Annotated in this window: 26 protein-coding genes; 7 read left to right on the top strand and 19 right to left on the bottom strand. The window is 51.5% G+C overall.

Features of this window, described 5'->3' with window-relative positions; genetic code table 11:
• Positions 1-51: 51 nt before the first annotated feature.
• Positions 52-1,212 (top strand): alpha/beta hydrolase family protein, encoded by a 1,161-nt coding sequence (locus tag ACOQPM_RS02900; protein ID WP_420627725.1) that lies wholly within the window; start codon positions 52-54, stop codon positions 1,210-1,212.
• Between the two features lie 39 nt (positions 1,213-1,251).
• Here ACOQPM_RS02900 and ACOQPM_RS02895 read toward each other — a convergent pair whose 3' ends face one another.
• Positions 1,252-1,683: a hypothetical protein gene (locus tag ACOQPM_RS02895; protein WP_420627724.1), complete on the bottom strand. Its 432-nt coding sequence runs from the start codon at positions 1,681-1,683 to the stop codon at positions 1,252-1,254.
• A 257-nt stretch (positions 1,684-1,940) separates the two neighbouring features.
• Between ACOQPM_RS02895 and ACOQPM_RS02890 the strand changes: the two genes are divergently transcribed.
• Entirely contained in the window at positions 1,941-2,927 is a 987-nt protein-coding gene (locus tag ACOQPM_RS02890) for a Gfo/Idh/MocA family protein (protein WP_420627723.1), read from the top strand.
• A gap of 59 nt (positions 2,928-2,986) precedes the next feature.
• Here the strand turns inward: ACOQPM_RS02890 and ACOQPM_RS02885 are convergent, their stop codons facing one another.
• The 8 genes from ACOQPM_RS02885 to ACOQPM_RS02850 form a co-directional block, all read right to left on the bottom strand.
• Positions 2,987-3,862, bottom strand: a complete 876-nt coding sequence (locus ACOQPM_RS02885) for a metallophosphoesterase (RefSeq protein WP_420627722.1) — start codon at positions 3,860-3,862, stop codon at positions 2,987-2,989.
• Between the two features lie 85 nt (positions 3,863-3,947).
• A complete protein-coding gene (locus tag ACOQPM_RS02880) occupies positions 3,948-4,355 on the bottom strand; it encodes an AhpC/TSA family protein (RefSeq protein ID WP_420628247.1) in 408 nt (135 codons plus the stop codon).
• Positions 4,356-4,499: a hypothetical protein gene (locus ACOQPM_RS02875; RefSeq protein WP_420627721.1), complete on the bottom strand. Its 144-nt coding sequence runs from the start codon at positions 4,497-4,499 to the stop codon at positions 4,356-4,358. It abuts the gene before it with no gap.
• Complete coding sequence (locus tag ACOQPM_RS02870) at positions 4,496-5,101, bottom strand: CDP-alcohol phosphatidyltransferase family protein (protein WP_420627720.1); 606 nt, start codon at positions 5,099-5,101, stop codon at positions 4,496-4,498. Before ACOQPM_RS02870 ends, ACOQPM_RS02875 begins: the two co-directional genes overlap by 4 nt.
• 17 nt (positions 5,102-5,118) lie before the next feature.
• A complete protein-coding gene (locus ACOQPM_RS02865; protein WP_420627719.1) occupies positions 5,119-6,819 on the bottom strand; it encodes an NAD(P)/FAD-dependent oxidoreductase in 1,701 nt (566 codons plus the stop codon).
• Positions 6,816-7,574 (bottom strand): glycosyltransferase, encoded by a 759-nt coding sequence (locus ACOQPM_RS02860; protein WP_420627718.1) that lies wholly within the window; start codon positions 7,572-7,574, stop codon positions 6,816-6,818. Before ACOQPM_RS02860 ends, ACOQPM_RS02865 begins: the two co-directional genes overlap by 4 nt.
• 76 nt (positions 7,575-7,650) lie before the next feature.
• The gene (locus ACOQPM_RS02855; protein WP_420627717.1) at positions 7,651-9,165 is read right to left on the bottom strand and encodes a mercuric reductase; all 1,515 of its coding nucleotides are present in this window, start codon (positions 9,163-9,165) and stop codon (positions 7,651-7,653) included.
• A gap of 40 nt (positions 9,166-9,205) precedes the next feature.
• Entirely contained in the window at positions 9,206-9,940 is a 735-nt protein-coding gene (locus tag ACOQPM_RS02850) for a TVP38/TMEM64 family protein (protein WP_420627716.1), read from the bottom strand.
• A 118-nt stretch (positions 9,941-10,058) separates the two neighbouring features.
• Between ACOQPM_RS02850 and ACOQPM_RS02845 the strand changes: the two genes are divergently transcribed.
• The 3 genes from ACOQPM_RS02845 (at position 10,059) to ACOQPM_RS02835 (ending at position 11,619) form a co-directional block, all read left to right on the top strand.
• The gene (locus tag ACOQPM_RS02845; protein ID WP_420627715.1) at positions 10,059-10,562 is read left to right on the top strand and encodes a PaaI family thioesterase; all 504 of its coding nucleotides are present in this window, start codon (positions 10,059-10,061) and stop codon (positions 10,560-10,562) included.
• A gap of 250 nt (positions 10,563-10,812) precedes the next feature.
• Positions 10,813-11,187 carry a VOC family protein gene (locus ACOQPM_RS02840; protein ID WP_420627714.1) on the top strand — a complete coding sequence of 125 codons (375 nt, stop codon included), beginning with the start codon at positions 10,813-10,815 and terminating at the stop codon, positions 11,185-11,187.
• Between the two features lie 114 nt (positions 11,188-11,301).
• Entirely contained in the window at positions 11,302-11,619 is a 318-nt protein-coding gene (locus ACOQPM_RS02835) for a hypothetical protein (protein WP_420627713.1), read from the top strand.
• An 83-nt stretch (positions 11,620-11,702) separates the two neighbouring features.
• Here ACOQPM_RS02835 and tpx read toward each other — a convergent pair whose 3' ends face one another.
• From tpx to sufC, 10 genes are all read right to left on the bottom strand, one after another.
• Positions 11,703-12,221 (bottom strand): thiol peroxidase, encoded by a 519-nt coding sequence (tpx, locus tag ACOQPM_RS02830; RefSeq protein ID WP_420627712.1) that lies wholly within the window; start codon positions 12,219-12,221, stop codon positions 11,703-11,705.
• Positions 12,222-12,303: 82 nt separating this feature from the next.
• A complete protein-coding gene (locus ACOQPM_RS02825; protein WP_420627711.1) occupies positions 12,304-12,780 on the bottom strand; it encodes a cold-shock protein in 477 nt (158 codons plus the stop codon).
• Positions 12,781-12,857: 77 nt separating this feature from the next.
• Positions 12,858-15,377: a DNA gyrase subunit A gene (gene gyrA / locus ACOQPM_RS02820; RefSeq protein ID WP_420627710.1), complete on the bottom strand. Its 2,520-nt coding sequence runs from the start codon at positions 15,375-15,377 to the stop codon at positions 12,858-12,860.
• Positions 15,378-15,592: 215 nt separating this feature from the next.
• A complete protein-coding gene (locus ACOQPM_RS02815; RefSeq protein WP_420627709.1) occupies positions 15,593-15,910 on the bottom strand; it encodes a non-heme iron oxygenase ferredoxin subunit in 318 nt (105 codons plus the stop codon).
• 12 nt (positions 15,911-15,922) lie between these two features.
• Positions 15,923-16,324 carry a Fe-S cluster assembly sulfur transfer protein SufU gene (gene sufU, locus ACOQPM_RS02810; RefSeq protein ID WP_420627708.1) on the bottom strand — a complete coding sequence of 134 codons (402 nt, stop codon included), beginning with the start codon at positions 16,322-16,324 and terminating at the stop codon, positions 15,923-15,925.
• 52 nt (positions 16,325-16,376) lie between these two features.
• A complete protein-coding gene (locus ACOQPM_RS02805; protein ID WP_420627707.1) occupies positions 16,377-17,603 on the bottom strand; it encodes an aminotransferase class V-fold PLP-dependent enzyme in 1,227 nt (408 codons plus the stop codon).
• 37 nt (positions 17,604-17,640) lie between these two features.
• The gene (locus ACOQPM_RS02800) at positions 17,641-18,510 is read right to left on the bottom strand and encodes a sulfurtransferase (protein ID WP_420627706.1); all 870 of its coding nucleotides are present in this window, start codon (positions 18,508-18,510) and stop codon (positions 17,641-17,643) included.
• Positions 18,511-18,720: 210 nt separating this feature from the next.
• Positions 18,721-20,013 (bottom strand): Fe-S cluster assembly protein SufD, encoded by a 1,293-nt coding sequence (gene sufD / locus ACOQPM_RS02795; protein WP_420627705.1) that lies wholly within the window; start codon positions 20,011-20,013, stop codon positions 18,721-18,723.
• Positions 20,014-20,078: 65 nt separating this feature from the next.
• A complete protein-coding gene (gene sufB / locus ACOQPM_RS02790; RefSeq protein WP_420627704.1) occupies positions 20,079-21,527 on the bottom strand; it encodes a Fe-S cluster assembly protein SufB in 1,449 nt (482 codons plus the stop codon).
• 1 nt (position 21,528) lies between these two features.
• Positions 21,529-22,311, bottom strand: coding sequence for a Fe-S cluster assembly ATPase SufC (gene sufC, locus ACOQPM_RS02785; RefSeq protein ID WP_420627703.1), 783 nt, complete (start codon positions 22,309-22,311; stop codon positions 21,529-21,531).
• A gap of 358 nt (positions 22,312-22,669) precedes the next feature.
• Here sufC and ACOQPM_RS02780 point away from each other — a divergent pair, with 358 nt between their 5' ends.
• Positions 22,670-23,332 (top strand): helix-turn-helix transcriptional regulator, encoded by a 663-nt coding sequence (locus tag ACOQPM_RS02780; RefSeq protein ID WP_420627702.1) that lies wholly within the window; start codon positions 22,670-22,672, stop codon positions 23,330-23,332.
• Between the two features lie 25 nt (positions 23,333-23,357).
• Positions 23,358-23,663, top strand: a complete 306-nt coding sequence (locus tag ACOQPM_RS02775) for a metal-sulfur cluster assembly factor (protein WP_420627701.1) — start codon at positions 23,358-23,360, stop codon at positions 23,661-23,663.
• The last annotated feature ends 35 nt before the right edge of the window (positions 23,664-23,698 follow it).

Below are 23,698 nucleotides of genomic sequence, written 5' to 3'. Positions count from 1 at the left end.
TCAGCGGCTGCTCATTTTGCCTAACGGCCGTTTGCCAGTACGATCTAATCCATGCGATCACGATTTTTCTTTTTGCTTCTGTTGGTGCTGGGCTTAATAGCTTGCATCCCGGTCGTTCAACCAGCCTCGACTCCCACACCGACCATCACAACATTACCAACGCAGGCACGGGAAACAGCCGTGCCGCCTCCCGTCGTAGCTGTAGCAACAACCTACCCGACAACCAGTGCCACAAGCCTACCCACCAGTTCGCCAACAGCCACACAGTTGCCAACGCCCACGCCGCACCCAATCATGCCTTATACCATTGAGGGCATGCGCCAGCGTGATTTCCCCGGCGGCGTCATTCAGGTAGGGACACTGCTGGCCGAAGAAGCATCGTTTCGCCGTTATGCCATCACTTATCCGAGCGACGGGCTAACCATCAGCGGGATTCTACAAGTGCCGCCCGGCTCAGGACCATTTCCAGTCATCATCTTAAACCACGGCTATTATGATCGTTCGGCTTATTTCTCTGGTGCGGGAACCTGGCAGCAAGCAGGCTTCTTAAATCAGCGTGGCTATCTTACCATTGCCCCCGACTACCGCAGCTGGGGCAGTTCAGACAGCGGGCTGAGCCTATTCCATACAGGGCTGGTGAGCGACGTGCTAAACCTAATCGCCTCATTGCCCTCACTGCCCCAGGCAGACCCCAGCAAGGTCGGTTTGTGGGGGCACAGCATGGGTGGCGGCATTATCACAAAGGTGCTAACGATTGGTGATGGGGTAAAAGCGGCCGTTCTTCATGCCCCCAACTCAGCTAACGATGCCGACCTCATTGCCCGCTGGGGTGCTGGCTGCTTAAATAACCAAACCGAGCTGGCAAACCAATGCAATCCCGCTGAGGTCTTGCCAGCTAACACCCCCACAACATTGATAGACGCTTACTTTGAAGCCGCAGCCAATCCAGAGCTAATGCAACAAATAGCACCAATTCATCACCTGAATTACGTGACAGTACCCACACAAATTCATATTGGCACGGCCGATGGTGTCGGCCTTGCTGAAACTCCGCCAGACTGGGCACCCAGGCTACATGAAGCATTGCTGATGGCTGGTAAAGAGAGTACGCTGTTCAGCTATGAAGAACAGGGCCATTTTTTCATCGGCACGGCCTGGACGCAAATGATGACCCGCACGGCCGATTTTTTCGACAGTCATTTATTTGAGTAATGGGTAGGTGCAGGTTTAAGACCTGCACCCATCCACTATTTAAACTGTCATCACTGGTTCATCATCGTCGCTGTCGTCCATCCATTTGGGGCTTTTCTCGCGCCCAGGGCGGTGATGACTGTGCTTGTGCCAACCACCACGTCCCCAAGGGCCACCCTTGTGCCAACGACGACGGCCAAAAATCAGCCGCATGATGAGCATTGCCAGCAGAAAGAAGAAGCCGATCTTGAAGAAGATGGCAAAGATACCCAAAATGCCCCAGCCAATGAAACGGCCGTGTCCATAACCATCACGGTAAGCTGCTGCGGGTGGTGCCGCTTCTGCACCTTCTTCGGCCGATTCGCTGGTCTGCGCTTGCAAGCCGTCTGAATATCCTTCATAGTAGGCAGCCCGACTGCGACTGCCAAATCCACCAAAAAGACCCATCAATAAGAGGATGAGTAGACCAATGCCAAAAATTTTGCGAAACATGTTTATCTCCTTATGTTTTATCCGCAGATTTCGCAGATAATGCTTTTAGATTCTTGGCGTTTTGCTCAAAAGTCTCAATTTCTCTGTGAACTCTGTGGCTACCTAAATTTCAATGCTGGCAGTATGCAGCACAATCTTGAAGAAATTGTGAATGAGTTAGGGAAATGTGGTGAAGGCAATGGTAAAATGAATGTCAGCAAACAACCTCCTGCAGGTTTAAGAACCTGCGGGAGGTTCACTAATCCAGGAGGATTATCATGTCTAAAATTCGTTGGGGATTGCTTTCAACAGCCAACATCAACCGGCGGCTAATTCCGGCCATTCGGGAATCAGCCAAGGGGGAATTGGTGGCGGTGGCCAGCCGCAGCCAGGCATCTGCCCAAGCGTACGCCGACAAGTGGGACATCCCCCAAGCGTTTGGCAGCTACGAAGTGATGCTGGCCTCAGACGCAGTAGACGCGGTGTATATCGGGCTGCCCAATCATTTACATGCAGAATGGTCAATCAAGGCGATGCGGCACGGTAAGCATGTGCTGTGCGAGAAACCGTTTGCACTGACGCTGGCTGAAGTGGATGAGATGACGGCCGTTTCCCAACAAACTGGCTGCTATTTGGCCGAAGCCTTCATGTACCGGCACCATCCCCAGACCAAAATTGTGGGGGAACTGGTGCAGAACGGCCGTCTCGGCCGCGTCACGCTAGTGCGGGGGGTCTTCAACTTTGCCTTTAACACACGCGAAAATATCCGGCTGGTGCCAGAAATGGGTGGCGGCTGCTTGTGGGACGTGGGCGTGTACCCGCTGAGTTTGGCCCAATTCGTGATGGGTGGCCCACCAGAACAGGTAACAGGCTTTCAATGGATTGGCGAAAGTGACGTGGATGAGGTTTTTTCTGGGCAAATGCTGTATGCCAACGGAGGAATGGCCCAAATTAGTTCATCATTTTGCACGCCCTGGCTCACGCACGCCGAAATTTTGGGTACCGAAGGGCGGCTCATCCTGAATCGGCCGTTTGTGGCTCTAGACGACGGCCAGCGGAAGCTGATATTTTACCCCAAAGAAGGCGATCCGGAAGAGATAGTAGTGTCGGAAAAGGAGCTGTACCTGGGTGAAGTTGAAGATTTGCACGATGCGGTGTTGGACGGCCGTTCCCAATACCTCACCTTTGCCGAAACGCGCAACCACGTCAAAACCGTTCTGGCACTGTACGAATCGGCTAAAACGGGTCAGGTCATTACATTATAAAAGCCCGCGCCGCGGACTAAAGCTGATGACGTTGATTTTTTGATCCGCGTCCATCTGCGTTAATCCGCGTCCAATTTTTCAGTAACAGTCACGTCGTCATCCAAAATGGTGAGGCGGATGTGGTGGTGGATGGTACGGCCGTTCTCTTCAAAAATCCTCGGCACACGAGCGGCGTTGATGAAATGGATGCCATTTTGCACCACATGCCAGGTGCGATGTCCTCCCTGCTTAATGTGATGGTGCATATGCCCCGCCAACACCGCCAACACCGTTTTCCCCTGCTGCCAGGCAAAATCAATCGCTTCGCGTAAATCGGAATCGCCATAATCATCTGCCGGAGACTGAAAATCCTTGCCCCAGATGGAATCTTGGCTGCTGCCTAGCCCGGTTGGGCCATTGTGGGCTAAAAAGATGAGTCTTTGCTGCGGCGTTTGTTCAATAAGCTGGCACAATTTGGCTGCGGATTCAGCCATCGTGCTGATGCCAAACTGGCGCCTGAGCTGTGGTTGGCAATGCAGTACAGAACCGCCCATAGCAAACGGCCGTCCCACCACCACCGCCAAATCTTCTACTCTCGGCACTAGATGCACCGAGTAGCCACCCACCTGTACCTTGCCCAAGGCCCGCCGCCACTGCCACAGGCGGAATGGCTGCCCCCAAGCCAACCAACGGCGCACCCAAAGCGGCAATTGCTTACTTTCGGCTACAAGTTGCGGCAACGGGAGCGTATCGTGGTTGCCAGGGACAATGAGCGTGGGCTTTTGCAGCTTTGCCACTTGCCGAGCGGCAACCAACCCTTGCCAATGCCACAGGTTAGCCAAATCGCCCGTGCACAGCAGAAATTCATAGTCTGATTGGTTGAACCGGGTGATGTCGTGCTGATCAAACTGGCGATGCACGTCGCCGATAAGGGCAATTTGGATGGGTCTGTTCATGACTCGCAATTATGGCACAAACCATCATTTTCAACATTCGTAGCCGCGGATTCTTTCCGCGTTTTTATGCGCTAAGAAAGCGCGGCTACATAGAGTGCGTGATTTGCAAAAGCTGGTCAATGGACGGCCGATCCACCGGGTCGCGGCTGGGATGGGCAAGCAGAAGTCGGCCGTTTCCATTCACCATAAAGTCACCACCCAACTGATGGGTATCCCCCCGATTGCCCAGCGTTTTCCGCCCCTGCAGTTTTGCTCTGGCGTAATAAAGCAGATTGCGTGGACTCCAGGCTCGCAAGGCAGAACTTTCCAAACCAAAGGCTCGATATGCTTTCAATTCTTGATCAACCAAAAAGGGAAAGGGCGATTGGGTTTCTTGGAGCCAAACGTTGGACCAATAGCCTGTGCCAAATGAGACGGTCGCAATTTGCACATTGGCAGCTGCAAACTGTTCCTGGTGAGCCACAACCTGGGCTACATGATCACGGCAGGGCAGTCAGGCCAAATGGCGTAAGAAGATGAGCAGCGCGGTACGGCCGTTCCCCCACAAAGACGAGAGTTGGACGGCCGTTCCATCCAATGTTCTCAAGGTAACATTCGGGGCAGCTTGGCCGAGGCGTAATCTGTAGCTTTTATTCATTTTAAGTAGCGGTTTGCCCAAATGAGCCGCTGTACAATGGTGATAACTACCAGCAGCCCCATCAGGCAAAATAACCACACCAGCGCTTTGGGGAAAATAAGAAAAGCTGAGTAAAAAATGATCGTTTCTGTACCCCCCACCAATCCGGCCGGCATAACGACAGAGGTGAGTCGGTCGGCAGGTTGGTGGCTGCGCTTTTCTAAAATGGCAGCTAGATACATCCAGGATGCGCCATTGACGTAAAAAGTTGAAAGCAGAAATATGAGGGCATAGGTAACAGCCGTTTCCATCCGCCCAACCGCCAAGCCAATCGGAACGGCCGCATACACCACATAATCAATAATGATGTCCAAATAGCCACCAAAATCAGTCTGGCTATCCGAAATTCGCGCAACCGCTCCGTCTAAACCATCAAAAATACGGTTGAGAAACCAAAGCAGAAATGCCAACAGGTACGCCTGCTGCCAGGCCGCCAGGGCTCCCCCCACCCCAGCAACCAAACCCAGCACAGAAAACAGCCAAGGCGGTACCGCTTGCACCAGCACGGCCATTGGGTTGAAAACAGTATCCTTTACCAAACGCATTCTGTCGTCAAACATCATTCGTTCCCAGCTTGCTGTTATTGCTGCCTCTTAAACTTTTTCTTGTGCTGCCAGTTGAGAAACGGCCGTGCGAACATTGCCTTCTCCCTCGCCCCATACTTCAGCAAATCCCACATTGTCAGGTTGCCAAAAAAGTGGGCTTTGTATGCCCCGGAGCGCATAAAGCCTTCACCTGGCTTGAGCAAGCTGAAGCGCAGCTTGTTTTTGGGCAGGTACGTTTTACCGTCCAGCAAGGCCACAAACGGATCGGCAATCCAGGTTAGGGTGCGGAATATTTGGTTAATTTCGGCGACTGTGGCGGCAACGGCCGTTTCATCACGCGGATCCACGTTTTCGATGAGCGTATCCACCTTGTTAGCCACCTCGTCAAATTCCGGGTAGCCGCCACCGCACAGCTTCAGCGTCACCAACCGATCGTAATATCTCTGCCGATCCTGTCCGGTTTGCATCGTTTGCGCCCGCATCATGTTCAGTTTGACGAGTTCGGTATACGCGCCCAGCAGCCACATCACGCTGTACACCTGCCACAGCTTGTAATTGTCGAACGAACGGTAGCTGTTAGCAATCAGTCGGTCAGCGGAACAAATAAAGTTGTACGTCACGGTTTGCAAATCGGCAAAGGCGTTTGCGGAGTAATTGCCTGTTCTGTCCGCCTTCAATAATTGATGAGCCAGGATGAAAACGGCCGTTAACGTGCTGTACAGCCCCTTCGAGTAAAGTGGATCAATGAACCCCGCCGCGTGCCCCAGCAGCGCCCAGCGGTCACCCACCACCTGGCGCGTGTTGTATTGCAAGCGATCTGCCCGCACCCAGCCGCGCACCGCCTGGGCATTTTCAAACTGTTTGGCAATGTTGGGAAATTGTTGAATGAAGCCAAAAAACTCTTCCTCAGGCGACAGGTCAGGGCGTGGAGGATGTACGCGCGGGTCGAGCAGCAGCCCAACGCTGCACAGCGGATTGGTGGATTCAGCATGATTGTCGAAGGGAATCACCCACAGCCAGCCACCTTCAAACAGATGGTGCAGCGTGCCTTCGGCCATCGGGAAAGGTAAATCATACTTTGCCCGGCTGCCATTGGCGCGGGCATGGCCGGGCACGTTGATCATGTGGGTAAACATACCCCGCGAGTGCGTTTGCAAATTGAAATCCCGCTCACCATATTTTTGCGCCAAAATGGAACGATAGCCGCCCGCATCCACCACGTATTTGGCCGTCACGGGTTGGCCGTCGACGGGAAAAATGATTACACAGTCATCGTGGATGTGGACGTCTTGAACGGCCATATTTTGCCGAACCTGTGCGCCGTAGGAAACGGCCGTGCTCATCATGAAGTAATCCGTGTCCTGTCGGTACAGGTGCAGCTCATGGCCGTGTGGCTCTCTGGGAATAATGGCCTGGAGTGTGTGGGCTGGATTGTGCGGCTGCCCTTTTTGGTGGTGCAAAAAACCAAAATGCCGCTTGATGCCGTGCGTGGTGCCAGCGTACGCTAGAAAGTTCTCGGTGCTAAAGTAAGCCAGCTCTGGAACGTCGTAAAAATGAGCCAGCGCCCGCATCATCTCGGATGTTTCTAAAATGAGCGATTCGCCAATAGCAAAGCGCGGGTGCGACTTCGCTTCGAAGATCACCACCCGCTGCCCGTGCCGCGCCAAAATTGCCCCCAGCGCGCTGCCGCTCATGCCGGAGCCAATAATCGCAATGTCCAAATCAGTTTGGGTCATAATCGTTGATTATACCAATACCCCAGCAAGCGGGAGCCAAGCCAGCGAACGGCCGCTTTAGGCAGCAAATAGTGCAAGATAAACAAAATCACGGCCAAGAAATTGGACACAAACAGCCGCCCCAACGACAATGCGCCAATCTCTCCCTTACGTCCAGAGGTGATAACCGGATTTTTCCAAAGAACCGTGAACTTTTTTTGTTGGGAACGGCCGTATCGCTTCAACCGAATCACCAAATCCACTTCCTCATAAGCGAATAAATCGTGGCTAAACCCGCCAATCGCCTGGAAAGCGTCCCGCTGCACCAGCAAAAATGGGCCGCCGCTCCAGTTGAACAGTCGGAAGAAGGGATTCATTCTTTCCATGCGGAGCTTGTTGAACAGCGTGCCGCCCACGACCTCCACCGTCGTGCCGCAGCCAACGAACTGCCCTGCCTCAATTACGTCTAGCGCGTCGGCCATGAGCGCAGGTGTGGGGTAAGAGTCGGCATCAATGAAGAGGAGCCATTCGCCATTCGCAGCCGCCGCCCCGGCGTTACGCGCCCGTGAAATTTGATTGACGGGTTCAAAGACAACAGTTGCGCCTGAATCTTGGGCGATAACGGCCGTATCGTCCGTAGAATTATTGTCACAAACAATAATCTCCCACTGCATCCCCTCACGTTCATTGGCTTCGATGGCGTGGTGAATCTTCCCCAGCGTCTGCCGCAGGAATGCCCCCTCATTGTACGCCGGAACCACCACCGAAATCAGCATAATTCTTGTAGGGGCAGACCCCCGTGTCTGCCATTGTTTGGGCGCACACGGGGGTGCGCCCCTACCGACACCTACCCTACCGCCGCCAGGCAAACCACTTTTGGAACAAATTGGCGACAAATGGCGTCAGGCGAGTGCGGTTCCAGGCATCGGCCACTTTTTTGATAGTTTCCGCCTGCGTGGGATACGGATGAATCGTCTGTGACAACATGCCCAAGCCCTTGCCCACCACCATCACCGTGGTGATTTCACTAATCATTTCACCCGCGTGCCGCCCAACAATCGTCGCGCCCAAAATTTTGTCCGTGCCTTTGCGAACGTAAATCTTCACAAAGCCATCGTCCCCATCTGCCCGACCTCGATCCGTATCTTCGATTTTGTGGCTGAACGTGTCTACGGCAATGCCCTGCGCCTCAGCTTCATAATCAAACAGGCCTACGTGAGCAATTTCCGGATCGGTGTACACTGTCCAGGGAATAATCAGATCGCTGTACCTCTTGCGGCCAAAGAAGAAGGCATTTTGGATCACCATGCGGGCGGTGGCATCGGCGGTGTGGGTAAACATGGCGGGAATAGCTACGTCGCCCGCGCCAAACACGTCTGGATTGGTTGTTTGCAGCCGCTCATTTACCTCCAGACCTTTACGGCCGTATTCAATCCCAGCCGCTTCTAAACCCAACCTTTCCACATTGGGTTGGCGGCCCGCCGCTAGCAAAATTTCATCCACCACCAATGTATGGGCGTCACCATCGTATTCAAAATGGATGATTTTCTCGTCCCTTACCTTTTCAATTTTGCCCGCTTTGCTTTCCAAATAAAATTGCACGCCGTCGGCTTCTAACGCGCGGCGCACCAGGGCGATGCCTTCGGGGTCACGCAAACCGCCGACGGTGGTGAGCAAATCGAACACGCTCACCTGGCTGCCAAAGCGGGCAAACGCTTGCGCCATCTCCGCCCCAATTGGCCCCGCCCCAATAATCGCCAGACGACGAGGCAGCTCAGTTAGCTCAAAGACGCCTTCGTTGGTGATGTAGCCCGCCTCGGCCAAACCGGGGATAGGAACGGCCGCAGCACGAGAGCCCGTGGCAATGACCGCTTTGCTAAATTCGATGGTACGGCCGTCTACTTCAAAGCTATTCTTGCCTGTAAACTGCCCATCCCCCAGGTACAAATCAATGCCCAGGTCACGGAACCGAGTGGCGGCATCGTGGTAGCTTATATCGGAGCGAATTTTCCGCATCCGCTGCATGACGGCGGCAAAATCCACCGTTACCTCGCCGCCCACATGCACGCCCAGCTCGGCCGCCCGGCGAATGTCACCTACCGCTTTGGCAGAACGCAGCACCGTTTTAGAAGGTACGCAGCCCGCATTCAGGCAGTCGCCGCCCAGCAGGTGCTTCTCCACCAAAGCTACCTTTGCGCCCAGCCCATTGGCACCCACGGCCGCCACCAGCCCAGCCGATCCCCCGCCAATGACAAGCAAATTGTAACGGCCGTCTGGCGTTGGGTTTTGCCAATCAGATGGATGGGCATTCTGAACCAAAATATCATTGTATTCATCAAACGGGGAAACTTTAATTTCAGCAGCCATGTGTCGAACTCCTGCAGAGAGGTAGGAATTAAAAAATCAGCTAATTTTCGCTTGCCTCGCGGCGTTTAATAAGGCGGGAGAGGCCGATGCTGACTAAAATAAGCCCAATGGAAACGATGAGCGTCAGTGGCGATATCTGGAAATCACCAGACATTAGCTCGTCCAGCGTGCCAAACGAGCTTGCGAACAGTACCACGGAAACGGTACCAGGAATGGACCCAATAACTGTTGCCAAAATAAATGGTTGCCAGCGAATCTTTAAAAAGCCAGCAGCATAGTTCACTAGATCGTAGGGTAAGAAAAGCAGACGCATGATGAGTACCGTCTCGAAGCTATTTTGGCGCATTCGTTGTGTATATTTTTGGATCAGGTTCGTCTCTTCTTCACTGTCCAAAATGCCCTGGCCAAAGTAGCGGCCAACGGTGTAAGCGATCAGTGCCGAGGCATTGCTACCAATGATCGTCCACAAAATGCCAATCGGCCCAAAGAGAAAGCCACCCAGCAAAGTGAGAATGGTAGCGGGGAAAAATAGTAACGGCCGTAACGCATAAATCACTATATAAAAAAGCGGCCCCAACAAACTCGCTGTCAGAAAATTTACAACCAGGTGAAGGCTGTCTAGCAAAGTTAGCTCGTTAGCATTTGCGTAAAGATAATATCCCCCTACCAAGATGCCCCAGAAAAGCAATGCCAACAATTTTGTTCCATGTTGACGTAAAAACGAATTTTGTTTTGCTAACATTGCAGCTTGCTCACCAATAGCAGTCTCACTCATAAATTCCCTCTTCCTTTTTTTCGGCTCGTATTGTAACTTTCCATGACAGAGAGTGGTTCACCCTATAAAATCTTACCCAGAAAAGATTAAGAAAAGATAACATTGTGGAGAAAATTGAATGACACCGAACAATAACAACGGCCGTTCCCGCACCTACACCTGGCAAGACCCCTCTCCTGCCGCCCAAGCAGCTCGCAAACAAACAGGCCTCGATTTTTTCAACAACATGATACAAGGCCAGCTCCCCCAACCGCCTATTGCCAAAACGCTAGATTTTGCCTTAACAGAAGCGGATGAGGGTACGGCCGTCTTCGAGATTGATTGCTCAGAGTTTCATTACAACCCACTTGGCACGGTTCACGGCGGCGTTATTGCCACCCTGCTAGACTCAGCCATGAGTTGTGCCGTACACACCCTGCTGCCCGCTGGCAGTGGCTACACCACCGTCGAGATGAAAGTCAACTTTGTACGCCCCATTTTGGCCGACACCGGGCCACTACGCTGCATTGGCACCATTGTTCACGGCGGGAGGCGCATTGCCACTGCCGAAGGCAAGCTAGTAGATGCCAACGGCAAGCTGTACGCTCACGGCACCACTACCTGCTTCATTTTTTCTGTTTAGGCCGCGGAGAGCTAAGTCAAACCAGGACTTTTCAGTTTTCGAAATTTTAGGACGCGGACAAGCGCAAATGACGCGGAAAGCTGCTTCTAATCTGTGCTCGTCCGCGTTCATCCGCGTCCTATTAGCTACAAATGGGGGCTTTTGAAAAACTCTATAAGTCAAACAATGCAACTTGCAAATTTAGAACATCAGAGCTAAAATCTGGCCAGCTAATTGATGATTTGCGCTCACTGTAAAAAAGGTGGATTTTATGACCAATTGGCAACCAGAAATTGCCCTCATCAAAATTCCGGTCTCAAACATTAAACAATCAGTGGCTTACTACCGTGACGTCATCGGTTTGCCAGAATCGTTCAGCGTGCCAGAGTACGGCTGGGCGCAGCTACAACTTGGGAACTTGCCTTTTTGCCTGTACGACCCGGCAAAAGGTGGTGGTGGCGGCACACCCGGCACTTGCGATGCGCTCCATTTTGCCGTCCCCGATGCCGCTGCCAGCCACGCCGAACTCGCGGAACGCGGCGCAATTATTCCCGGTGGCCTGGAAACCAGCGCTGACGGCATGACCTTCTTTGACTTGCACGATCCCGATGGCAACATAATTAAAGTTGTGCAACGCAAAGCATAGCCAGAGGCAATTCACCCACTGCGCTGACCACAGTAAATGAACACGGATGATATGGACGGGTCAAGATTTTCATCATTCATCCTTCTTTATTCATAATTTTCAAAGGACACCCCCATGAGCGAACCCCGTGTAGGCATTTATTTAATTGTCGAGTTTGAATGGCCACGGCCGTTTACCCAGGAACAGGGCCAAAACGCCCGTAAACTGCACGATGTGCTGCAGGGCAAAGATTGGATTAAAGAAGTGGTAGCTGCCAGCGGGGGCATTGGGGAAGGGCCACCCTCGATCTGGGTAATGTGGTTACGCAACTATGCTGCGCTAGATCGCCTTCTCCACGCTCAGGATGACCCAGTAAGCCAGGCTTACAATGCTTTCTTTAGCCAGATGCCCATCGTCAAAGACAAAATCCGCGAACAGGTGGATTTTGGATAAGAAGAGGCACCGGCCGTTCTCAAAGCATAAAAAAAGGCCTGGCTAAATTGCCAGACCTCTACCTTGCTTTTGTTAAACAATTATTATGTGATATTGCGAACGGCCGTTAACGCCGCCTCGTAATCTGGATGTTGAGCAATTTCTGGCACATACTCTACATACCGAATAACGTCCTCATTGTCCACCACAAAAATCGCTCGCTGCTCCCAACGCCTCTCTAAAACGTGCGTACCATACGCATCGCCAAAATTCATGTCCATGTGATCAGATAATGTTTGCACCTTATCTACGCCAGCTGCGCCACACCATTGCGCCTGAGCAGTGGGAAAATCGGCGCTTACGGTCAAAATGACCACATTTTCGCCTAAACTAGCCGCTTCCTCATTAAACCGACGCGTTTGAGCATCACAAATCCCTGTAAACAGTGAGGGTACTACCGAAATCAAACGTACTTTGCCCTTGCTATCATCCAGGGTCACGCTGCTAAAGTTATTTGCCGTCAGCTTAAAGTTAGGGGCTTTGTCACCGACCTTTAGCTGCTCTCCTCTCACAGTTTGTGGCGTTCCTTTTAAGGTAACGCCACCAAATCGCTCTGTTGTCATTCGAACTCCTTGTTGTTGTTTAACTTAGTAAGTAGACTTCAAAAGTCTTACCCAGAAATCAATTTTTATTGGGAAAATCGCCTTAAGCCAATAAAGAAGTGTCCCCTTCATAGGGTTCTATGTCAGTTGCTTCTGGCCCTTTGCGCGTCTCCTCTACGTCATACAAAATCCACTGACCTTCTTGCAAATTTCCGGGGTCTTCTGTGGTATTCGATTTGTGGAAGAAGATCTCTTCGCCACCGCCGCGCATAATGAAACCGTACCCTTTTTGGTTGTTGTACCATTTCATACGGCCGATATATTTGCCAGTCTGTGGGTCAATCTGAATCGTGTCTGGCATGGGATACTCTTCTCCATTACCCGACGAAGCGGCGGCCGCATACGTGTTATCGTTTTGGCTCGGCTGACGTGCGGAGGGTACAGCCGGCACTAAATCTAGCTCTGTCAATGATGTAGGCTCGATAGGCAATCCAGCCTGCTCCAATTTTCGCTGCATCTCCACAGTAAAGACAAATTGGTTACCATCTTCGTCTGTCGCCCATTGATCTTTGTAATTCATTGTGAAAATCTCCGTTGGCCAACTGCTGCAATTTTGCAAATCTAGCTAAAATGATCCTCGTCATTATAGTCTATATTTTATTTTTTTCTCTTTTTTCCACCATTAGGGGAATCTATGAGGGAAAGCTGTTGGGGAACGGCCGTATCTACCTCATCTTCCACCTCTGGACGGCCAATCGTCCGCAACGCGCCCATAATGCGGTTTCGCTGCCCAATCGTCATTACAGAGCGTGGCTTCACCGCACGGCTACCGATGTAGGTGTCCTTCAATTTCAACTTCTTGGTAGAGCCAATGCCAGTTGTGATCAAAATTTGGGTCTTCTCTTCACAAATGAGCGCAGCAACCACTTCGGCCGCATCTTTAGGTAAATTCAAATTGCGTACTCCCTGACCATGCCGCCCCTGTGTGGGATAGTCGCTCATGGCCGTGGCTTTGGCCATCCCATTATCAGTAATGCTCCACAAATAACCATCCGGGTCCACAACGGACATCGCAACCACGCCATCGGCTTCATTGGCCAGCTTGATGCCATAAACGCCACCCGCAGGCAAGCCAGACGGCCGTACATCCTCCTCCTTAAACCGTATTGCCTGTCCAGCAGCCGTCGCCAGCAACACCTCCTGTTCGCCGTTGGTCAACTCCGCCCAGCCCAGGGCATCGTCGTCCGGCACGTTCATCACCACAAATGGTGAGGAAGTGATACCTGGTAAATCATCTACGCGAACGCGCTTCACGACGCCCGCCAGCGTTGTCAGGAAGACGTACCCAGTTGCAGTCGCTGGTAGCACCTGTGCCGCCGCCAAATGGTCTCGCCGCGTAAAGCCTGTCAGGTCTGCCCAATGGGTTCCTTTGCCCAACTCCACAGCTTGCGGCAATTGGTAAACGGGGAGGCTTACGGAACGGCCGTCTGCGGCAAACAAATATAAAATATCCTGCGTGTTGGCTTCTAGCAAAGCAAACGGCTGCTCCGCGGGCTTTAGCGGAATCCGCACCATCTCCGGCGAAGTCGTCCGTGCTAGCGTTCCCTTCTCGCCAAGCATCACCCACACCTGCTCATCCGGCAGCAAATCAGACGCCGATAGCACCGCTTTTGCGTTTCCGCTCTCAATAATTTGCGTGCGGCGCACATCCTGGTACTTCTCCTTCACAGCTAATAACTCATCCTTAATAAGCTCACGCATCAATGCCGGTTTCGAGAGCAGCTTTTCCAGATATTTAATCTGGACCAACATCTCTTTATGCTCTTCCTGAATCTTCCGCCGCTCCAACGCCGCCAGCCGCCGTAGCTGCATATCTAAAATCGCCTGCGCCTGAATTTCCGTCAGCTTAAACTGCTTAATCAGGTTCTTTTTGGCTGTATCCACCGTCCGCGAACGCCGAATCAAATCAATAACGGCATCTAAATTGTCCAACGCAATCAGCAGTCCTTCCAAAATGTGGGCTCGATTACGAGCCTTCTCTAAATCATACTCAGAGCGTCGCCGCACAATCTCTTGCCGGTGCTCCAAATAAACGCGCAACGCTTGTTTCAGCGTTAGCACACGCGGTTCCCCATTTACCAAGGCCAACAGCGAAATGCTAAATGTGCTCTGCATCGGCGTCAGCCGGAACAAATCAGCTAATACATCCTCTGGCTCCACATTGCGCGTCGTCTCCAAAATAATCCGCATTCCGTTGCGGTCAGATTCATCACGCAGGTCGGTTAGCCCTTCAATCTTGCCGTCCCGGTGCAAATCTGCAATGCGCCCTAGCAAATTTGTTTTGTTCGCCTGGTAGGGCAACTCGGTAATGACAATGCGCGACTTGTTGCGCCCCATCTGTTCCACATGGGCCTTTGCACGCACCGTAATCCGTCCTCGCCCAGTAGCATACGCATTAGCAATCGCGTCACTCTCTACACCTTTCTTCTCGCGGTAGCGGAACACCAGCCCGCCCGTAGGAAAATCTGGCCCTTTTATAAAGCGCATGAGATCAGGCAATGCCACATCATCCAGCCGATTCCACTGATCGAGCATATAAGTAAGCGCGTCAATCACTTCACCCAGGTTATGTGGCGGAATGCTGGTGGCCATGCCAACCGCAATGCCCACTGAACCATTCACCAACAAATTGGGAACAGTGGCTGGCAATACAGTTGGCTCGGTTAGTGAATCATCGAAGTTGGTGGTGAAATCAATCGTGTTTTTGCCAATATCCTCCAGCATGTCGTAACCCATGCTAGAGAGGCGAGCTTCAGTGTAGCGCATGGCTGCGGCTGCGTCCCCATCAATCGAGCCAAAGTTACCCTGCCCATCAACCAATGTGTAGCGCATGGAGAATTCCTGCGCCAAACGCACCATGGCGTCGTAAACAGCCTGGTCGCTGTGCGGATGATATTTACCTAGCACTTCACCTACCACGCGTGCCGACTTTTTGAATGAGCTATTCGGCCGTAGCCCCATATCATACATTGCGTACAAAATGCGCCGCTGCACCGGTTTCAAGCCATCCCGTGCATCTGGCAGCGCCCGCGACACAATGACGCTCATCGCGTACATCAGGTACGATTCGCGTACCTCTGAATCAATATTTACTTGTTTTACCAGACCAATTTCCATGCTGTTTCCGCTTTGTCCCAAAAGACCTGTCAGGTTTCCGAGCTGACTTGTTTTGAGCAATTCGTTCTCAAACCTGACAGGTCTGAGAGAATCGTTTTTGAAAAATTTGTTCTAATTTTTGGAGGCTAAATATAGGCAATTTGCTCCAGCCTGTCAAACAAAAAGGGCGCTACCATTAGCGCCCCTATCACAAACCTTATTTTCCTGCGTTCGTATTATTCGTCAAGATTTTCGATGAATACAAATCCATCTTCCACTTTGACGTCGTAGGTGGGAATTGCGGCCGTAGCGGGCAAGGCCAATACAGCCCCAGTGCGTACATCAAAACATGCACCATGCCTGGGACATTCAATAGCATGTCCCGTCAACGCACCATCTTCCAACGGCCCATCATCGTGTGAACAAAGATCGGCAATGCAATAAAACTCGCCATCCACGTTCAGAATAATGACGGTTTCATAATCAAATTCGTAGAAAATTCTTTTACCTGGCGGAATTTCTCCAACTCGCGCCGCTTTTACAAACTCAGACACTTTCGATTCCTCTCACTTTTCACCGCGAAGCTCTTTTGGGTCGGGCATGCCGTAGGCACCGGCCTTGAGCACCTTGAGGGAGAGTAGAGCACACTTAACTCGCGCCATGCTGAGTTTGACGCCAACTAGCTCTAGCAGTTCGTCTTTGTCGAAGTTACGTACTTCTTCCAGGGTTTTGCCTTTGATTTCATCGGTGAGCAGGGAGGCGGCGGCCTGGCTGATGGCGCAGCCATCGCCGCTCCAGGCAACATCGGCAACGCGCTGGTTCTCGTCCAGCTTCACGTCTATGCGGATGACATCGCCGCAGAGGGGGTTATCTTCTTCGTATGACCAATCGGCCGTTTCTAACTGACCGTGATTCAGCGGATGTTCGTACAGGTCTATGATTTGTTCGCGGTAAATGCTTTCGTCCATAATTTTTTTGAGATTAGTTCCAGAGGCGCAGAAAAATCCGCGGCTACTTAGATTATAACCGGAAAACCTTTTTAGCCCGGTTCAGGCTTTCAACCAACTCATCTACCTCTTCGGTGGTGGTGTGAATGTAAAAGCTGGCGCGGGCGGATGAATTGATGCCGCATTGATGGTGTAGCGGCATGGCGCAATGGTGTCCGGCGCGAATGGCAATGCCATCTTTATCCAGCAATTCGGCAATGTCGTGGGGATGCAGTCCTTTGATGGTGAAGGCTGCTACGCCACCCCGTTGAGCAGCCGATGGCCCCAGGATTTGCAGTTTGTCTACTTCGCTGAGTGCTTCCAGGGCGTAATTGGTAATGTGCTGCTCATAAGCGTGAACGTTTTCCATGCCCAGGTCAGTGAGGTAATCTACGGCCGTTCCCAAACCAATTCCTTCTGCAATGCTGGGCGTACCTGCCTCAAACTTGTGGGGCAAATCTGCCCAGGTAGAGCCTTCTAACGTTACCCGACGAATCATGTCGCCCCCGCCCATGAAGGGGGGCATTGCTTCCAAGAGATGCCGCTTGCCATATAGGATGCCAATGCCAGTAGGCCCACACATTTTGTGACCAGAGAAGGCGAGAAAGTCACAATCCCACGCCTGCACATCAACCGGCATGTGGGGTACGGCCTGGGCAGCATCTATCATCGTCAATGCGCCAACTTTGTGGGCGGCGTCTACCAGTTGCTTGACTGGATTGACCGTGCCGAAGACGTTGGAAACGGCCGTAAAGCTAAACAGTTTCGTCTTCTCCGTGAGTAGGTGCGGCAGTTGATCCAAATCCAAGGTGCCATCGGGTAGAAAGGGCAGGTGACGTACCACCACGCCGCGCTCTTCTGCCAAAATTTGCCAGGGCACAATGTTAGCGTGGTGTTCCATAGCCGTGATGAGAATCTCATCCCCGGCTTGCAAATTGGCACGCCCCCAGCTGTAGGCCACTAGGTTAAACCCCTCTGTGGCGTTACGGACATAGATCACTTCTGCCAAATCGGCTGCGTTGATGAAATGGGCAATCCGCTCCCGTGCCCCTTCGTAAGCGTTGGTTGCCTCTTCGCTTAAGCGGTGAATGCCGCGATGGACGTTGGCATTGGTTTGCCGATAGTAGCGATTCATCGCTTCAATGACGGCCAGCGGTTTTTGCGATGAAGCCGCGCTATCCAAATAGATCAGCGGCACACCAGGATATGCTTCTTCCTGCAATATTGGGAAATCTTCTCGGATTTTATTGACGTCTAACATTATTTCAGTAATCGGTAATCGGTGACCAGCTAACTGATTACCGTCTTTTAGATGGATTTTCAATGGGTACGCCCACTAGATTACCCCATTCGGTCCAGGAGCCATCATAGTTGCGGACGTTTGGGTAGCCGAGTAGATATGTTAAAACAAACCAGGTGTGCGAGCTGCGTTCGCCGATGCGGCAGTAGGCAACCACGCTATTATCTGGCGAGAGTCCTTGCTCATTTTCGTAGATATCGCGGAGTTGAACGGCCGTTTTAAACGTCCCATCCTCAGCCACAGCCCGGCTCCACGGTACGTTTTTGGCACCCTTGATGTGACCACCACGCAGCGCCCCTTCTTGTGGCGAACCTGGCATGTGTAGCAACTCACCGCTAAACTCTTGCGGGCTGCGTACATCTACCAGCGGCTGATTGGCCTGCACGTGCGCCAAAACCTGGTCACGGAAGGCGCGAATCTTATAGTCCGTGCGGGCAGCGGGCTTGTAATCAGTTTGGGAGAAGGTAGGTTTCTCTTTGGTCAACTCTCGCCCTTCATCAATCCACTTCTTGCGCCCGCCGTCCATAACGCGGCAGTCGGCGTGACCAAACAGCTTGAACACCCAAAATGCGTAGGTTGCCCACCAGTTATTCTTGTCGCCGTAAAATACAATCGTTGTGTCGTTGCTGATTCCATTGCGAGAGAGCAAGGCTGCAAATGCTTCTTCATCCAGGTAGTCGCGGCGGATAGCATCATTCAAATCCGCCACCCAATCAATGTGAACCGCATTTTGAATGTGTCCTGTGCTGTAAAGTAGCACATCCTCGTTTGATTCCACTAGCCTAATTTTGCCGGTGTTATTCAGATTATCGGCAACCCACTGAGTCGTCACCAGCACGTCGCCGTGTACGTATCCTTTATCGCTCATTATCAATTTCGCTCCTGCATTTTATTCATTTAACAATTCGAGGAATAGAAAATAAAAACGATGGCTTTGCCATCCGTCCTAAGTGTAGGCGAGAGGCAAGGCCACCGTTTGCCATGATCAACTCATCGGGTAATCAGTTGAGTCATCCCTCTCGCCCAGTACACAAGCACCGGTACCCATCGAAGCGATCATCTGTTTGATTCATTTAAATTAGCCAATCTTTTCGACGATGCGGTCAAAGATGCGGTTGCGGATGCCCTCGAACGGAATGCGGCGCATGAGCGGATCGAAAAAGCCCTGAACAGACATTTCTACGGCCGTTTTCCGGGGAATCCCACGACTCATTAAGTAGAAAATCTCGTCTGGGTCTAGCTGTCCAATGGCCGAAGCATGGGTGCAGGCCACGTCGTCTGCTTCAATTTCCAAACCGGGAATTGAATCAGCACGAGCCGTCTTGTCCAGCATCAGGTTGCGATTAGCCTGGAAGCCATCAATTCTTTGCGAGCCGGGCAATGCCTTGATCATCCCCTGCCAAACGGTACGGGATTTTTCGCGCAAGGCCCCTTTGTACAGCAAGTCGCTGACGGTGTCGCCCGCGTTGTGATTTTGTTGCGTATCTAGGTCTAAATGCTGACGGCCGTTCGTAAAGAAAATCCCTGACATGCGCCCCCAGCTACCGGGCTGATCCAACTCCAGCGTTTGGAACGCTTTGGTCAGGCGAGTGCCCATCATGCTCGTCACCCAGTCTAGCCTGCCGTCGCGCCCCACGCGGCCCCGTTCATGGTTGAACTGCCACATATTTTGGCCAAAATCCTGCAAGCCAGCGTAGATCAGGTTGGCATTGTCGCCCACCAGCAGCTCAATCACGCCGTTGTGCAACCCAGCCGCTTCCTCGGCAGAAGCATACTCGTCCATGAAAATGGCTTCTGCGCTTTCTTCCAGAACCACCAGGGTGTGGGTAAAGGTTTTGCCGTTTACAGACCAGAGGACGCTGTGCAGCGGTGCGGCCGCCCGCACGTTTCTGGGCACGTACAAGAAGGTGCCACCACGCCAAAACGCGCCGTGCATGGCGGCAAACTTACCTTCACTCACCTGCACACAGTCGGTCATGAAATATTTCTTGATGAGGTCGGGATGTTCGGAAACGGCCGTGTGCATATCGCAAAAAATCACGCCCTGTTCCTTCAGAGCCTCGCTCAGCTCGTACTGGCGCGTCACGCCGTCAATCTGTAGCAGACTGCCGCCCACCTCTTCACCAGTCAGCTCTTTACCCAAAAAGTCCGGGATGTCCCAACTGGTAGCGGCATCACCGTTAACGGATGGCCCAATCTCATCTGGCTTAAAGCGGCGGATATTGGTGCGACGCCATGCCTCATCGCTAGTGGCAGGCATCGGCGTGTTTTCGTAAATCTCAAACGCTTTCAGGCGGAACTCTAACATCCATTCCGGCTCATTCAGCATTGCGGATAATTTTTTAACTGCGTCTCGTGTAAAAGTAGTCATTGTTCAAAATTATGAATTGAGAATTATGAATTATGAGAATATTCCTCATAATTTTTAATTCATCCCTATCCAATCGATCCTTCCATTTGCAACTGAATCAAGCGATTCATCTCAATGGCGTACTCCATTGGCAGCTCGCGTACCAGCGGCTCGATGAACCCATTCACAATCATGGAAGTTGCGGTTTCTTCGTCAATACCTCGGCTCATCAGGTAAAAGAGCTGCTCTTCACCCACCTTACTCACCGACGCTTCGTGGCCGATGTTCACATCTTCCTCTTCAATTTCGATGTAGGGGTAGGTGTCCGACCGGCTGGCTTCGTCCAGAAGTAGTGCATCGCACACTACATTGGACTTGCAATGATTGGCACCCTTGTTTACCTTGAGCAACCCACGATACGAGGAACGGCCTCCATCTTTGCTAATGGATTTGGAAATGATGCGGCTGGTGGTATTCGGTGCGGCATGTACCACTTTACCCCCAGCATCCTGGTGCTGTCCGTTGCCTGCAAAGGCGATGGACAAAATCTCGCCGTGTGCGCCTTCACCCGTCATGTAAACGGCCGGATATTTCATCGTCACTTTGGATCCGAGATTGCCGTCTACCCACTCCATCGTGGCGTTTTCTTCAGCGACGGCGCGTTTGGTGACCAAATTGTAAACATTATTTGACCAGTTTTGGATGGTCGTGTAGCGGCAGCGGCCACCTTTCTTTACGATGATTTCAACCACAGCGGAGTGCAGCGAATCTTCGGAGTAGATGGGGGCGGTGCAGCCTTCGACGTAATGTACATAGGCACCTTCATCCACAATGATGAGCGTACGCTCAAACTGGCCCACGTTCTTGGCGTTGATGCGGAAGTATGCCTGAAGCGGCATCTCTACCTGGACCCCTGGGGGTACGTAAATGAAGCTGCCGCCGGACCATACGGCCGTATTCAAAGCCGCAAATTTATTATCATTATGAGGAATAATCGTGGCAAAATACTCTTTTACCAGCTCAGGATATTGGGCTAGCCCGTCATCCATCCCCAAAAAGATAACGCCCTTCTCTTCCAAATCCTTCTTAATGTTGTGGTACACCACCTCAGATTCATACTGTGCAGCTACGCCAGAGAGAAACTTTTGCTCTGCTTCGGGAATACCCAACTTGTTAAAGGTATCTTTAATGTAGCTAGGCACGTCTTCCCAGGTGTCACCCTGACGATCGGCTGGTTTGATGTAGTAATAAATATCCTCAAAATTAATGCCGCTGAGATCAGACCCCCAATCGGGCATGGGACGATCCAAAAAATGCTGGTACGCTTTTAGGCGAATATCCAGCATCCATTCTGGCTCATTTTTACGGGCAGACATGGCGCGGATCACATTTTCATCCAGCCCTTTTTCTGCCTTGAACACATAATCTTCTTCATCGGCAAAACCATACTTGGACGCATAATCCTGATTTACCAGACCAACAACTTCTTCTTCGGTCAGTTCAGTTTCTGGAATATTTGCTAGATTTTCTGCCATCTTATGCCTCCTCTAAAGCACCATGCTTTTGGCGCAGCCAGTCGTACCCTTTTTCTTCCAGCTTAATTGCCAGCTCTGGGCCACCACTTTCCACGATACGGCCGTCCATCATAATGTGAACATAGTCTGGCTTAATGTAGTTCAGAATACGCTGGTAATGGGTAATTACCAAAGCACCCATGTTGAACTCTTCACGCAGCCGGTTGGCTCCTTCAGACACAATTCGCAGCGCGTCAATGTCTAAACCAGAATCCGTTTCGTCCATGATGGCGATTTTTGGCTCTACAGTAGCCATCTGCAAAATCTCTACGCGCTTCTTCTCACCGCCAGAGAAACCTTCATTTAGGTAACGCCCGGCAAACTTGTGGTCAATGCCCAGCATATCCATCTTTTCCTTTAGAAAGCGGCGGAATTGCGGAATTGAGATGCCCTTGTCATCAGGATTTTCTGCCTGGCGGCGGGAGTTGATGGTTTGGCGCAGAAATTTGGCCAGCGTAACCCCAGGCACAGAAGCCGGATATTGGAAAGCCAGAAAGAGTCCGGCGCGGGAGCGTTCATCTGCTTCCATTTCAAACAAATCTTCACCACCAAACACAACTTGCCCTGCGGTGGCTTCATAAGCGGGATGGCCAGCCAAGGTGTAGGCAAGCGTGCTTTTACCGGAGCCATTTGGCCCCATCAAGGCATGAACTTCACCTGGCTTTACCAGCAGGTTGATTCCTTTCAAAATAGGCTGATCGCCTATGCTCACATGTAAATTTTTAACTTCTAAGGCGGTTGTCATTGTGGTCTATCGTCTCCTGATCAAAGGTATTTTTGCACTTCATTTCTGGGATGGTTCACATTGTTTCAGCAACAGGTTTACAATTGTCATGTCTGCGTAAGCAGGCATCCATTCTTTTGCCAAAGTGGATTCCCGCCTTCGCGGAAATGACAGTTTCAAGAGTGAAAATTGATTATTGAAACGTCCCTTAATTCATGTCCAAATTTCGCGGGCGATTATAGCATAGCCAATCAGCATGGTCAATATTTATGATAAATATGATAGAAATATCACAAATTGACAACTCAGTCTGGTGTTGCTATACTTCGTCATCAAATTTTTAGAGAAATCTGGCTAAAAGCAAGCATAGGATTCTATCGTGAAATCGGTAACAAGCAAGGGCAAACAGAGTACGCGAGACCTCATTCTCCACGCACTTAAATCGTCTGCTCAAAGCAAAATTGAGTCATTGGCAGAAGCAGCAGGTATCTCGCCCGTCACGGTGCGTCATCACCTTAATGCGTTGCAGGCAGAAGGGCTTATTGTGGTTGAAAGCGTGCGGCGGAAGGTGGGACGGCCGTATTACGTCTACAGCTTAAGCGAGAAGGGGCATGAGCTGTTCCCACAAAAATATTTCAGCCTCACCAATCGCCTGCTGGAAGAGCTAAAAGACCGCCTGCCACCTGACACAGTAAATGAAATTTTTGTCAGTTTGGTCGAGCGTATCATGGAAGAACGGGCTGGCGAATTTGAAGGACTCCCCTTTGAAGAGCGGCTGAATTATGTGGTTAATTTGCTGGCAACCGAAGGCTTTTTGGCTCGATGGGAAAAAATGGAAGACGGCCGTTACCAAATTATCGAATACAGCTGCCCGTACATCTCGATGGGGCAGCAGCACGCCGAAGTCTGTACCCTGGATAAGCAGTTGATGGTGACGGTGTTGGGAACGGCCGTAGAGCAACATAGCTGCATGTTAAACGGCGACGATTGCTGCCAATTTACATTGCCATTGCAACCAGCAGACATCGCTGTTATTTCGTAAATAATCATCTCTAACAGAGGAACTTATGATCGCTAAAAAAGAAGAAGAACTGACTGAATCACTGCGTAGCGTTATTGACCCCGAAATTGGGCTAAATGTCGTTGAACTGGGTCTCGTTCGGAATTTAGACATTAACGAAGAGACCGATGCTGCCAACATCACCATGATTCTCACTACCCCATTCTGCCCGTATGGGCCGCAAATCATCGAGCAGGTACGCATGGTTGGCAGCCAAGTGATGGAAGGCGGCGTTACCGTTGAAATCGGCACCGAATTGTGGGATCCATCCATGATGGAAGAAGGCGCAGGCGGAGATTGGGGGTTGTTCTAATCCTTTTCATTTGTCATTCTCGCGCAGGCGGGAAT

Source organism: Candidatus Leptofilum sp. (assembly GCF_965223525.1).
Lineage (GTDB): Bacteria > Chloroflexota > Anaerolineae > Promineifilales > Promineifilaceae > Leptofilum.
The sequence above is the reverse complement of the archived record's forward strand: the minus strand, read 5'-3'. Positions and strand labels throughout refer to the sequence as shown.

What these genes read in the sequence shown, in the direction of transcription:
- ACOQPM_RS02900 (WP_420627725.1), top strand. Translation starts at nt 52, where the DNA reads ATGCGATCACGATTTTTCTTTTTGCTTCTGTTGGTGCTGGGCTTAATA.
- ACOQPM_RS02895 (WP_420627724.1), bottom strand. Translation starts at nt 1,683, where the DNA reads ATGTTTCGCAAAATTTTTGGCATTGGTCTACTCATCCTCTTATTGATG.
- ACOQPM_RS02890 (WP_420627723.1), top strand. Translation starts at nt 1,941, where the DNA reads ATGTCTAAAATTCGTTGGGGATTGCTTTCAACAGCCAACATCAACCGG.
- ACOQPM_RS02885 (WP_420627722.1), bottom strand. Translation starts at nt 3,862, where the DNA reads ATGAACAGACCCATCCAAATTGCCCTTATCGGCGACGTGCATCGCCAG.
- ACOQPM_RS02875 (WP_420627721.1), bottom strand. Translation starts at nt 4,499, where the DNA reads ATGAATAAAAGCTACAGATTACGCCTCGGCCAAGCTGCCCCGAATGTT.
- ACOQPM_RS02870 (WP_420627720.1), bottom strand. Translation starts at nt 5,101, where the DNA reads ATGATGTTTGACGACAGAATGCGTTTGGTAAAGGATACTGTTTTCAAC.
- ACOQPM_RS02865 (WP_420627719.1), bottom strand. Translation starts at nt 6,819, where the DNA reads ATGACCCAAACTGATTTGGACATTGCGATTATTGGCTCCGGCATGAGC.
- ACOQPM_RS02860 (WP_420627718.1), bottom strand. Translation starts at nt 7,574, where the DNA reads ATGCTGATTTCGGTGGTGGTTCCGGCGTACAATGAGGGGGCATTCCTG.
- ACOQPM_RS02855 (WP_420627717.1), bottom strand. Translation starts at nt 9,165, where the DNA reads ATGGCTGCTGAAATTAAAGTTTCCCCGTTTGATGAATACAATGATATT.
- ACOQPM_RS02850 (WP_420627716.1), bottom strand. Translation starts at nt 9,940, where the DNA reads ATGAGTGAGACTGCTATTGGTGAGCAAGCTGCAATGTTAGCAAAACAA.
- ACOQPM_RS02845 (WP_420627715.1), top strand. Translation starts at nt 10,059, where the DNA reads ATGACACCGAACAATAACAACGGCCGTTCCCGCACCTACACCTGGCAA.
- ACOQPM_RS02840 (WP_420627714.1), top strand. Translation starts at nt 10,813, where the DNA reads ATGACCAATTGGCAACCAGAAATTGCCCTCATCAAAATTCCGGTCTCA.
- ACOQPM_RS02835 (WP_420627713.1), top strand. Translation starts at nt 11,302, where the DNA reads ATGAGCGAACCCCGTGTAGGCATTTATTTAATTGTCGAGTTTGAATGG.
- tpx (WP_420627712.1), bottom strand. Translation starts at nt 12,221, where the DNA reads ATGACAACAGAGCGATTTGGTGGCGTTACCTTAAAAGGAACGCCACAA.
- ACOQPM_RS02825 (WP_420627711.1), bottom strand. Translation starts at nt 12,780, where the DNA reads ATGAATTACAAAGATCAATGGGCGACAGACGAAGATGGTAACCAATTT.
- gyrA (WP_420627710.1), bottom strand. Translation starts at nt 15,377, where the DNA reads ATGGAAATTGGTCTGGTAAAACAAGTAAATATTGATTCAGAGGTACGC.
- sufU (WP_420627708.1), bottom strand. Translation starts at nt 16,324, where the DNA reads ATGGACGAAAGCATTTACCGCGAACAAATCATAGACCTGTACGAACAT.
- ACOQPM_RS02805 (WP_420627707.1), bottom strand. Translation starts at nt 17,603, where the DNA reads ATGTTAGACGTCAATAAAATCCGAGAAGATTTCCCAATATTGCAGGAA.
- ACOQPM_RS02800 (WP_420627706.1), bottom strand. Translation starts at nt 18,510, where the DNA reads ATGAGCGATAAAGGATACGTACACGGCGACGTGCTGGTGACGACTCAG.
- sufD (WP_420627705.1), bottom strand. Translation starts at nt 20,013, where the DNA reads ATGACTACTTTTACACGAGACGCAGTTAAAAAATTATCCGCAATGCTG.
- sufB (WP_420627704.1), bottom strand. Translation starts at nt 21,527, where the DNA reads ATGGCAGAAAATCTAGCAAATATTCCAGAAACTGAACTGACCGAAGAA.
- sufC (WP_420627703.1), bottom strand. Translation starts at nt 22,311, where the DNA reads ATGACAACCGCCTTAGAAGTTAAAAATTTACATGTGAGCATAGGCGAT.
- ACOQPM_RS02775 (WP_420627701.1), top strand. Translation starts at nt 23,358, where the DNA reads ATGATCGCTAAAAAAGAAGAAGAACTGACTGAATCACTGCGTAGCGTT.